We start from the raw sequence: 12,088 nt of genomic DNA, 5'->3' as shown, positions 1-12,088 counted from the left end.
CAAAAGCTCCAGCCTCAACCACACACCTAAATTACGTCAGCAAAAGTACGTTCCATCTTGCGGAAGTACCAAATACCGCTCCACAAGAGTAGAGCTACAATAACCAAAGAAAGTGCAAACCCTGGGAAATATATTTGTGAATCACCACCCAAAATTGCCCAGCGAAAACCGTCGATAACGCCGACCATTGGGTTGAGTGAATATAGGAGCCGCCATTGCTCAGGTACAATTTTGCTACTAAAACCTACAGGAGAAATGTACAAGCCAAACTGTACTAGAAAAGTCACGATATAGCGAAAATCGCGATACTCCACAGTCAAAGCTGCGAGCCATATTCCTGCGCCCATCGATGCTGCAAAGGCAATTAGAATAAACAGCGGTAGTGTCAATATGCGCCAATCGGGTACAAAGTTGTACCATGCCATCAGTGCTAGCAAAATCATGCCAGATATCATGAAATCTACAAAGCTGACAATGACAGCGCTTGTTGGCACAATCAGACGTGGGAAGTAGACTTTGGCAAGTAAGTTGGCGTTGTTAACTAAACTATTGCTGCATTCTGTTAGTGCACTAGAGAAAAACTGCCAAGGCAACATACCGGCATAGACGAGAATTGGGTAAGGTGCATCACCTTCACTGGGAAGTTTTGCTAAAGTGCCAAACACAACGGTGAACACTATCATCGTCAAGAAGGGACGAATCAATGCCCAAGCCATGCCAATAACAGTTTGTTTGTAGCGCACCAAAATATCGCGCCACGCCAGAAAATAAAATAATTCTCTGTATCTCCACAGGTCTTTCCAGTACTGACTTTCTGTTTGACCTGCCTTGATGATGAGTTCTTTGCTTTGCATCTACTTAACCTATATTTTATATCAATTAGACACAATACAATTGAGAAAAAATAAGCTAATTTGAAATCTTTAAAAAAATCATTCATTACTCATTCGTTGAATTAGCTCATTTTTTTCTCCAAATCAATTAATTTTGTAAGATTCTGTACTTAATCTCTTCAACAAAGGATTGTGCGAAGAATTTGATAAATGATGTTCTAATACCTTTTCAACACCATCAACCATTTTGTCTAAACTGAATTTCGATATGATGTGTTCACGGCATCTTTCACCCATTGAAGGATCTTTAGCTCTCCAAGACACTATTCGATGAAGACTCTCTAATAAATCTCGCTCATTTCCTGGCTCAAACAGCCCATTTTGGAACTCTCCTGTCAAACTTTCAGGAATTCCTCCAATTCGGCTAGCTACTACAGGAGTCCCACAAGCCATCGATTCAACAATGACCCGCCCGAAAGGCTCAGACCATAGACTGGGTAGGACTGTTACATCGCTGACTTGATAAAGACTAGTAGTATTAGTTATATGACCAAGAAAGTCTACATGATTTTCTATGCCCAAGTCAGTTGCTAGCTGTTCTAAATATTTTTTGTATTCCTCGCCTTGGGCTACTGGCTGACCAGCAATCAACAGCTTAGTATGAACACCTGTTTTTAGCAATAAAGCAAAGGCTTTAATCAGTGTTTCTAATCCCTTTTGTTTATCTATCCTGCCTACATAGGATATCACGCTGATATTGGTAGGAATATTCCATTCCTTTCTAATTCTTGACAAATCATTTGCAGGTTTGTATAATTCCAGGTCAATGCCATTGTATACTACATCAATTATCTCTTCTAAACCCTCTTTGTATCCACTGTTAATCCAATCCAACTTCATTTGAATGGAAACTGCAATAAAACGCTTGACTTTCTTGAGGGCAGTAGTCCATTGGAATTTATGAATAGGTTCCAAGAGAAAATATTTCAACCGTTTTATTCCCTTACTTTCAGCTATCCAGCTTGGGCGTATGGGAGGGTAATGAAGATAACAAACCAAGGGTATATTCTGGGATAAAGCTAAAGCATAACCAAAAGGAGTATCTGTCACTTGATTACAAAGGACAATACTGTTTTCAAATGTTGAAATTTTACCACTAATATTACGAATATCAGCTAAAAAATTAAAGATATGTCCAGGGAGAGAAATGATAAATCTATGAACCTTTATTGTGTGTTTACAAAACTCTTGATAACGCTGCAATAAATCACCTTCTTTGGTATAGAGAAGACTAATCGTGTATCCCCGTTGAGCTAGACCACGGCAAACATCAAACAGAACTGTCTCCTGCCCACCGCGCAAAGAAGTCGGCTCCCAAGCTAAAACAATAATGTGCATAAATTTAAATTTTTCATTTATGACAAGTGACGAAATGTCAAAACTCGACGACGCAGGGTGTAGATGAGCGATCGCACTTTGCTGTAGCCATCAGGTTTGAGCCACTGCACCAGGGCGATCGCAAAGCTCAAGCGAATACAGTCCCAGGAACAACCTAATTGTGGATAATGAGCGATCGCTTGCTGACGATAATGAATCGCCGCCTTAAAATCTCTGTTGTTTACAGATCTCCAGGCTAAGTAGAGATTTTGGTTTCCATAGCCTCGATTTCTTAAATACAGTAATTCTGTTGGAGCAGACTGAAATGCTTTTTCGATAAGAATACGAAAATGTTTGAGAACTTCTTCGCAATGAGTGGACAAAGTGCCTGGATGCAGACGATAATTTGTTAAGGGTTCTCTAAGTACTGCAAACGGGTAATGAGATGCAAAACGAATCCACATATCATAGTCTTCACAATAGTGTAAATCCCGATCAAACCTCCCAACAGTTTGCAAACAACTGGCGCGAACTATAACAGAAGAAACAACTATTGTATTTTTCTGAACAATCTGCTGCCATGCATCACCCTCGACTTGAGTAGTCACTACTTTACCTGTCTTGTTACCTTCACGATCAATTAAAAGCGTCCAAGTGTGTACTAAGCCAACTGTGGGATTATCATCCAGACAACGGACTTGTTTTTCCAGTTTCGTTGGTTCCCAAAGATCATCAGCATCCAGAAATGCTATGTACTCTCCTTTCGCGTGGGTAATACCTGTGTTGCGTGCTGCAGCTAAACGTTGGTTTTCTTGTGAAATCAGTTTGACTCGTGGGTCTACTATATTGGCAGCCCATTCCAGAATATGATCCGAACTCCCATCATTAATAATTAGCACTTCCAAGTCTGTGAAAGTCTGCCTCAAAACACTATCTAGAGTTTCTGGCAGGTAAGCCATAGCATTGTAGGCGGGAATAATGACAGAAACTTTTGGCATATTTGGAACCCTAAAATTGACTAGCTTGGTCAGGGTGATTTGATACAGCTTTTTTGGACTGTGCAATCGTTTCTAAAATCATATCCCGATAACGCAACGTTACTTGCTCCCAGCTAAAGCGCGAGGCATTCCGTCGCGATCGCATTTTCCAATCTCCATGATTCAGGGCTTCTGCAATTGAAGCAGCGTACATATCCGGATTGGTAACATCACACAATATGCCGCCATCACCAACGATGTAACGACGCATCTCATCATCAGTAGCAACGACAGGTAAACCACTTGCCATCGCTTCTACATAAGCAAGCCCAAACGGCTCATCAATAGAAGGAAGCGTAAAGACATCCGCACTTCGATAGATTTCAGGCATTTTGTCATAGGGAAATGTACAAATAGCGAAGCGTTCCGAACCGAGTAACTGCTCACCGAGAGCCTGAAAGTAAGCACGGTCAGGTCCATCTCCGCACAACAGAAGACTTGCCTGAGGTAGACGCGTCATTGCTTGCATAGCTAGTTCAACACGCTTATGACTATGACATTTAAGAGAGGCAACACATATTACTATTGGTTTAGGTAAATCAAGATCCATGCAACTGCCATTAGGAGTAAATTGGTCAAGATCTACACCGTTAGGAATAACACTCACAGATTGGTTCGGTCGCTGAGCGCGAACAAAAGTGGCTACTGTTTCAGAGAAAACCACCAGTCGATCAGGTCGAAAACGAAGGTTGCGTGTTAAAGAACGTCCACCCCCCATTAACCCAACGTGCTCAGTAAAAAGGATGGGAGTACCAAGCAAAGCCCTTACAAAAGCAGCCATAGCTAACCCACCGTAATCATTACAAGGAAAGATCAGATCGGCTGGATAAGTGAGGCAGCGAAGGGCACAAGGTATAAAACTAGTCAGATGTTCTATAACGATTTCAGGATGAGTCGCAAAGCGATGCACTAAGGGAGCAATCAGGGGATGACGTACCATACGATAGGCATTCATTCGAGGGAGACCGCCAGCAGGATGGCAAAAGGTGCCGCAAGAAGCCCCACTTAACAGTTCGATTTCAAAATAAGCGCCTAGTCGCTTGGCTAGTTCTATAGCAAAAATTTCTGAGCCACCACTCCAATTGACCCCAGCACTGGGATGAACCAGAACAACTCTATAGGGTTGTTTACCTCGCGCGTTTAGTTGGGTGTCATTGGTAGAGTCAATGGGTTGCTGGGTCATTGTTTTGTCTTGTATGGCTAATAGCTTTGACAAGGAAGTAAAGCAAATAGGCTGCCTGCTGAAAACGGGAGAGAGCTTAATATATTTTATTAAGTCGCTAAGTTGTTGCTAACTTAGGTTTCATAGCTAAAACCAATGGTTTTTCAATAAAAGAATAAACAGCACATCCAAACATAAGTGCTATAACTGCAACAATCAGTCCGAAAATATTTAGTATGAAAATATTTTCGGTAAGATTTGGGTAGATTTTAAAGACAAATTTTGTAATATTATTTATGACAAAGCCGTGCATTAAATAGATAGAATATGATGCATTACCTATGTATATGAGAGGACTGGAAACATTAACTTTTCTACTCAATTCCAGAGAGACAGCTCCGATAACAAGCAATGTTGAAGGTATACCAAAGGCAATGACAGGTGATATTTTTGTAATAGCGTAGTAGTAATTGATTGCCGACAAAGTATATAAAAAAGCTCCTATTGAAATGAACGTCATTCCATAACCAATTTTGTATTTAGACAGTAAATATGCTGCTAGGAAACCAAGAGCAAAATCAAGATTATGCTGATCAAAAATGAAGTTTAACAAAAGACTCTTTTCAGGAATTTTAAATATACCAATAAAATGTCCCAATGTTCCTATTAACCAAGCTATAATTATTGGCACAGATATTTTAGGTTTCCATGCTATGAGCAAGCTAAAAATAAGGTAAAAGAAAATTTCAAAACTTAATGTCCAACTGACACCAAGAAAACTGCTTGAAAGAATTTCTCTATCCTGAGGAAAAAGTAAAAAAGCTTTTATAATTTCAAAAACATTTCGCTGATTAGCATCTAAGTCATAAGAGAAAAATAAAGAAGCAGACAGTTTGAGTGTTAGGACGACCCAATATATAGGGTATATTCGTATAAATCGTTTGAATAAAAATGATTTCAGCTTACTTCTGTGACCTATATCAGATTTATGAACATAAAAGAGAATAAATCCACTTAAGACAAAGAAAAAATCTACCCCGGAACCACCAAAAGTGAATATTTTAAACAAAAAATCTTGATTTAAATTCTGATTAAATATAAGGTCTCCATGAGCTAGTAATACGAGTACTGCTGCCACTCCTCGATAAACCTGTATGAGATTTAGCCTTTTAGTAGAAGTTGAAGAACTATGCATTAACTTTCCCTTCTTATCGCTATCCTTTTAGAGATTGATAAGCAGGCGATCGCCTGCTTATGAAAGAGGTTGCCAACGAGTTTTTGTGGATGCAGGAGATTGCGAAAGCTCAAGCTCGTTCCACTTCCAACCAGCAACCCCAAATAAGGACCACCAGTAGAAAAATAAAGTAGTATGGCTCCAAATGTTTTCGGTAATCATCCCCACCGATATCGACAGAAGAATCGCCAACAGCGTCAGACACAGACTGCGTTGTTTACTGCCTCGAGGTGCTGATCTGATTAACAGAACAAGACGTACAAACTGAGCAACGATAAAGGCTAGAAAAGCTACCAGACCGACGATTCCTCCTTCTACTAAAGCGCGGACGTAATCACTGTGGGCAAGAAACCCATTGCCAATTGGTTGTGCACTCGCTAGACCGTAACCGAAAATTGGAAACTGCTCCCAAGCCTTGAGAAGTAAATGCCAGTGGGAAAGCCGCCAGTTAAAACTATTTTGGTCTCCGTATGACAGCAGAATTGCACGCGATATATCGATATCGGGATTAAGTAGCGGTGTGTTAGCAATCGATGCAAGACGTTCTTGTCCAAACTCGGTACTCATGAACAAACCTATGACTAACGCAATAAGGAGTATCCCGCCGATCAGGTTGACCAAGTTCAACCTAGGGGCAATGAGAACCAGGACAAATACGGCAAGCATTATCAAGCTAAACAGAGCTTTGGTACCCACGTAGAAAAAGGCGACTATGCCTAGCAAGAGAACCCAAGGCAAGCGTGGCCTTGAATGACCTAACTTCCACCAGGTCAGACCAAGGAACAGCAACAGAAACGTGGCAAAGGTATTAGAGTGCCCAAGAGTTCCATTCATTCTATGTGTTCCAATCTGTGTCAACCCTACTGTAAGGGGTATAACAAGCGCGAGGAACAGCCAAGAAATCATCTTGTCGGGGGAAAATCGATCCTTGAGTTGCATCACCAGCAAGTAGACCATCAGCCACGAAAAAAGACGTACCCACTCACGGATGCTAGAAGATAAATATGAAGCATCTAACCCCAGACCTCCCAGTGCCATAAGTATTAACCACAAGCCCTGAAACGCTACCCAACTAGTCAAGAACCACCAAAACCCATCAGTATGGACAGTTTGACGCATTAGTAACATCACTATCACATATAGCAAAGTTAAAGCGTCTAGCCCAATGGCGAATAGAGCTGGAAGCTGCTGATCAGAAAAAGGATCTAGAGCACTACGCAGGATCAATAGACCTATGACCGCTTGCTCAAAGTTGCTAAAGAAGTAAAAAAGGAATGGTATTGCACCTAAAGCTAACACCAGGTACAAGGGGTTGATACCTACAAAAAACCCTGTCGCTACACCAACCCCCACACCTGCTAACCCAATCAAGAGTCCCAGACGAAGAACGAGTTGAGCGTTGTTTGCCTAACATTGTTACCTCTGCCTCGAACCGTTCGCAGAATTTTTAGTATCATCTGCCACACCAATCAAACGCTTTTGAGATTTGGGTAGTCGAGGCTGATAACCATCAACAGGATAGCGGAAATACTTCTCCGTCTGATTTGTCATTCCATTCACCACGACTCCCAGGATAGGTATGCGATTTTGTTTTAATTCCGATACACTTCTTGAGAGAACTTCCTTTTCGGTGAAGCCAGGAGCAGGTAACCAGCATAACTCCGTCGCTTTGCTGAGCTAATGTTGAAGCATCAGCACAAGCACTTATTGGAGGGGTATCTATTATGACTAAATCATAATTTTCACCAGCTTCTGCAATCAAAGACTTCATCGCGATTGACTCTAGCAATTGCGAGGGGCGTCCATACAGTTCGCCACAAGTCAACACATCCAGGTTTTCAATATCTGTCGGCTGCACGGCATCCAGCAAGGATACATTTCCTTCCAGGACATCGGTAATCCCTGGTTTGGGAGTTAGGTTGAACAGCGTGTGTTGGACAGGTCTTCGCAAATCTGCATCAATAATCAATGTCCGCCAAGACAGCATCGCTGCAACAGCGGCAAGGTGTGATGCAACTACAGACTTACCCTCCCCAGAAATAGGGCTGCTAACAACAATTAGCCGCAATTGTTCAGAACTGCGGAACTCCAAGGTTTTGAAGAGTGTGCGGTAAGGCTCAACCAAACCAATATTATCTAGAAATCTATTAGCTGGCTCAAGAACCAGTGTCTTAGCGCTTAGACGTGGCAAGACTCCCAGCAAGGGTAGCTGTAGCAGTTCCTCTGCCTCAGAAGCATCGCGTAGTGTATTATCCATTATTTCCAGGAGCAACACAACGCCAACGGCTAGCATTGTTCCAAACACGGAAGCAAGTGCTAATATAACATTCGGTTTCGGATCAGATGGTGATGATGCTGGTACAGCGTTTTCGATCACGCGAATGTTGCTGACTTTTTGTGCTTCTGTAAGACGTGCTTCCTCAAGTTTGCTTTGTAGGAACTTCAGAGACACTGCAGCTTCTTCCCGTTTACGGGTCAGTAGCATGAGCGTTTGCTGGTTAATGGGTAGTTGTGCAAGACGCTTTTGGAGATCGGTTTTCGTAGTCTGCAAAAGTTTCAGCCTATCATTTACTGCAGACTCTTCGATCCTATTGAGGATAAATTTGGAGTTCAGTTCTTGACTAAGCTGATCACCTGCGAAATTGTTTGCGGAAACAGTTTGACCCTGAGGTGACACACGAGCAACTTGTTCTGAGTAGATGGCGCGTAAGGCGTCCCGTTCTCCAACTAAGTTCGTCACAGTTGGATGCTCTTCTGTAAAGCGCAAACGAGCTTCGATGATCTTATTCTCCAATTCTGATAATTTGGCTCGCAACTTCTTAATTTCGTCATCTTGTCCACTGCGAACAGATGAATAGGCTTTGTTGAGGGTTGCTGAGTCAGTAATTTGGCGCAAGGATGCGTCCCGCGCTTTTATCTCTTGAAGTTGAGCCGACAGAGTACGCTCTTGGTCTTCCACTGTAGCTATACTCTGCACCAAGCTTCTTGTTTGCTCTTCAAAGGAGACAATTCCGCTTGATTTTCTGTATTTGTTTTCTTTCTCTTCGGCCTGTAGCAGCTGTTTTTCAGCTGAGGGGACCTGTTTTTTCTCCAAAAATGCCTTGACCTTTGTAGCCTCAGAACTAATGGCTTTAATATTATCTTCAACCATCGCCTGAGCAACGGCATTGAGCAATCTGGCTGCTAACTTAGGGTATTCAGATTGATAGCTCAGTTCAAGAATATTGGTGGCTGGGACAATTGTGACTTTTAAATTATGACGGAGTTCCCCCGTTGTTACAGGAGAGAGAGATAAATTACCTTTAATTTCGGGAAAAGCAATCGCAATGGCTCGTTCCAGAACACGTTGTGACTTGACGAGTTCTGCTTGGTCAGCCAAGGGACTAATTCCTGGCGCATTTGAAGACACTTGGGTAAGGTCACGACCTAATTCTGAAACACTCACCCTTTTGTCGTCCAGCATCACTCGCGCAGATGCTGCATACTTACTAGGGGTAACCGTAAGGTAGGCGATCGCCCCACCAATGACAGCAACAAATGCAGCTATGGCGGGAAGACTTCGCCGCCTCAGCACTCCTATGACACTTGATATTCCTTTTTCCATCACATATACCCTCTTTATTTGGTGAGTCATAAGTCATTCAATTTAAACGAATGACTTATGACAAAGAACACTGCAACCTATTTTTTGCCCACAACCTCAGCAAGCCCAGTTTGCCGTTGTTCGGAGATACGTACTGGCTCTTTTGAGTTGAGAAGTTTTGTATACAGTTTCAGGGTTTCAGAGGTGATGTGATCCCAGCTATAGTTCAGCTGTATATGCCTTTGTGCATTCACAGCCATAACTGCTAGTTCTCGGGGGTGATGAATTGCCCAGTCGAGCGTACTAATACAAGAGGTGAGGTTTCCAGCTTCAAACAGCTTTCCCCGAGCTCCACTAATCAATTGCTTGTGAGGAGGAATATCACTTGCCACGACTGGGATACCTTCCTGCATCGCCTCTAACATTGCTAGAGGGAGTCCCTCTACATCAGAAGGAAGGACAAACAACCCTGCTCCCCGGACAATTTCCCAAAGGCGTTGTCCCCGAAGTTCGCCTGCAAAGATAATATTTGGATTATTTGCCACCTTTTCTAATAGTTCTGAGGTGAATGATTTCGTATCGCTCACACCGCCAGCCAGAACGAGTTTCCATCCAGGTGGGTTCAATGCACTAAAGGCGTCAACCAGCAAGTCGGGGCGCTTTTCTGGTACCAATCTGCCCAGAAACAACATATAGCGTCCTTGCTCAAGACCTAGTTGAGTCCCGTAACTAAAATTCGGGTCTGACTCACCATAGCTTGCTGGAGCATTGGGGATGTAGACAGTCTTTCTGCCGTAAGTTTGCCAAAAGTAGGTTTGGAGCGCATCTGATACGACCATTAACTCGTGGGCGAAACGGACTGCAGCCTTCTCCCCTAATTGAATAACGCGAGTTGAAAAACTGCCCCACTTGGCACGTTGCCAATCTAACCCCTGACAGGTCACCACAACCTTTGCAGTGTTGACAAGTCTTGGTAAACAAGTAAATAAGGATGGACCTAGAGCGTGAAAATGAATGATATCGTATTTTGTAGCAGAGGCTGCAACTGCTCCTAATGCCGAAGTAGTAAAAGCATCCACTCCTCTTAAACTCAAACCTGGTAATGAGATGACTTGGACGCCTTGATAGTCATAACGATCCTGCCAAGAACAGTCAGTGTAAGAGGAGCGGGCATATAAATCAACAGAATGTCCCTGTTCGACTATGCGAGGATAAACTTCTGCACAGTAATGTTCGATGCCACCTTGTTTGGGCGGTAGACCTTTTGCACCAATTACAGCAATTTTCATACGAGTTTCGTTGTGCTGGTTTTGCTCTGGAGACACTTGTATAATTTGCAACTAAAATGTATTTAGTTACACAGATTGAAATAAGAAGACAGCAGGTGGGAACACTCAAAAGCTCCGTGTCTTTGTTTCAATTTTCACGTATTTTAAAAAAGCATCATTACCTCTGTGTTACCTCTCTCCAAGAACTATGTTTTTTGTATCTACGGTGAAGCGCAAGGAACGCTCATACCTGAACAGCGACTGCGCTGGCTCGCTGTTCCCAGCGATTCCACATTTCGTTGTAAACTTGTTGAACGACTGTACTAGCTGCATAAGGTTTTGCAGTCTGCACGCAAGACTGAGTGGGATAATCTGCTGGATGCAGCAGGACTTTGCGTAAAGCATCTGCTATGCACGCGGGCGTTCGTTCGGAACAAACAACCCCACTGTCTGCACTCAGTAATTTTGGGGTCTCACCACATTCAGTTGTGACTACAGGAGTTCCGCTCCCCAGCGCCTCAAGAACTACCAAAGGTAGACCTTCATATGCACTGCTGAGAACAAAAGCATTGCAGACACGATGAATCTGTGCAAGCTTGTCTTGGGTAAGGGCTCCAAGCATTGTTACCCTATGAGAAATCCCCAATTTAGCAGTTTCTGCACAGATTTCTGCCCCTAACTCGCCATCACCCGCTATCAGTAAGTGCACATTAGAAACGGTAAGAGCAGCAAATGCACGTACCAGAAGAATCGGGTCTTTTTGAGGATGGAGCCGACCAGCAAATAAAACAAAACGTGTTTCCTCATCCACACCTAGCCGAGCTGCCAATTCCTTTCTTTTTACTATTCGTTCATCTTCTGTTAACGGATAAAAAATTTCGTTGTCGAAAGAATTTTTGATGTATGCAACACGGTCTTGCAAGGTAGGATAACGCTGCTTATATAACTGTGCTGCATCCGTATTACAAGAAAGAATTTGGCTAAACTGGCGAACTAACAAACCTTCTAGAGCAAAATATGCCGCAGGAAATCTTCGCCAAAGAATGGCTTTTTTATTACCTGTAGCTTGCATTTGCGTCCGTATATCATTGTGAATAAATAAAGTTTTTTCTCCCTGCCAATTAATGGCGGCTATTGTTGGCTCTATTCTGTGAAAGTGCATGAAGTCAGAGGCAAAGTCACGTCCTAAAAGAGCAGCAGTATATTTGAGTGTTGTTGGTATTAAGTTTCTAACATTGTCATTTTGCAATGTAAATAAAGGCAGAAAATTAATTTCTCTGCCTGCAAATTCTGCTTGTTGCCATTCACCAACAGGCTTTTTTGGATCGACTCCTGTTCCTACGAGTCTTACCTGAAACTCGCTTGGAGCGTACTTGATAAAAGTGTTGATGAGTGTTTGTATACCTCCGATTGTGGCGTTCCAAGGATTGAACTGGTAAAAAATCGTGAGAACAGGTTTACGCATGGCAATTACCCTGCACAATTTGTGTGCAAAAGTTTAAATGTATTTCAATTTTCAAAAACACTCAAAAAAACTTTAAAATGCCCTCCTACAGATTAAAGATTTTTATGAGTGTATGCATTCCTCCGATAG

At 42.5% G+C, this 12,088-nt stretch carries 8 protein-coding genes and 1 pseudogene; all 9 read right to left on the bottom strand.

From position 1 onward, the window contains the following. Nucleotides 1-26 precede the first annotated feature (26 nt). The gene (locus V5G28_RS24215) at nucleotides 27-854 is read right to left on the bottom strand and encodes an ABC transporter permease (protein WP_332989795.1); all 828 of its coding nucleotides are present in this window, start codon (nucleotides 852-854) and stop codon (nucleotides 27-29) included. A 123-nt stretch (nucleotides 855-977) separates the two neighbouring features. Next, complete coding sequence (locus V5G28_RS24210) at nucleotides 978-2,231, bottom strand: glycosyltransferase family 4 protein (protein WP_332989793.1); 1,254 nt, start codon at nucleotides 2,229-2,231, stop codon at nucleotides 978-980. A 17-nt stretch (nucleotides 2,232-2,248) separates the two neighbouring features. Continuing rightward, nucleotides 2,249-3,208 carry a glycosyltransferase family 2 protein gene (locus V5G28_RS24205; protein WP_332989790.1) on the bottom strand — a complete coding sequence of 320 codons (960 nt, stop codon included), beginning with the start codon at nucleotides 3,206-3,208 and terminating at the stop codon, nucleotides 2,249-2,251. 10 nt (nucleotides 3,209-3,218) lie between these two features. Further along, a complete protein-coding gene (locus tag V5G28_RS24200; protein WP_332989787.1) occupies nucleotides 3,219-4,430 on the bottom strand; it encodes a glycosyltransferase in 1,212 nt (403 codons plus the stop codon). Between the two features lie 97 nt (nucleotides 4,431-4,527). Next, nucleotides 4,528-5,604 carry an acyltransferase family protein gene (locus tag V5G28_RS24195; protein WP_336231315.1) on the bottom strand — a complete coding sequence of 359 codons (1,077 nt, stop codon included), beginning with the start codon at nucleotides 5,602-5,604 and terminating at the stop codon, nucleotides 4,528-4,530. Between the two features lie 57 nt (nucleotides 5,605-5,661). Further along, entirely contained in the window at nucleotides 5,662-7,014 is a 1,353-nt protein-coding gene (locus tag V5G28_RS24190; RefSeq protein WP_336231314.1) for an O-antigen ligase family protein, read from the bottom strand. Nucleotides 7,015-7,059: 45 nt separating this feature from the next. Then, a pseudogene (locus tag V5G28_RS24185) lies at nucleotides 7,060-9,247 on the bottom strand (GumC family protein). 77 nt (nucleotides 9,248-9,324) lie between these two features. After that, nucleotides 9,325-10,515 (bottom strand): glycosyltransferase family 4 protein, encoded by a 1,191-nt coding sequence (locus tag V5G28_RS24180; protein ID WP_332989781.1) that lies wholly within the window; start codon nucleotides 10,513-10,515, stop codon nucleotides 9,325-9,327. A gap of 223 nt (nucleotides 10,516-10,738) precedes the next feature. After that, on the bottom strand, nucleotides 10,739-11,959 hold the full coding sequence (locus V5G28_RS24175) for a glycosyltransferase (protein WP_336231313.1): 1,221 nt from the start codon (nucleotides 11,957-11,959) through the stop codon (nucleotides 10,739-10,741). Nucleotides 11,960-12,088 lie beyond the last annotated feature (129 nt).

The organism is Scytonema sp. PRP1 (assembly GCF_036697665.2).
GTDB lineage: Bacteria > Cyanobacteriota > Cyanobacteriia > Cyanobacteriales > Nostocaceae > Kalymmatonema > Kalymmatonema gypsitolerans.
Note: the sequence above shows the minus strand (reverse complement) of the source record. Positions and strands in the feature narration are given on the sequence as shown.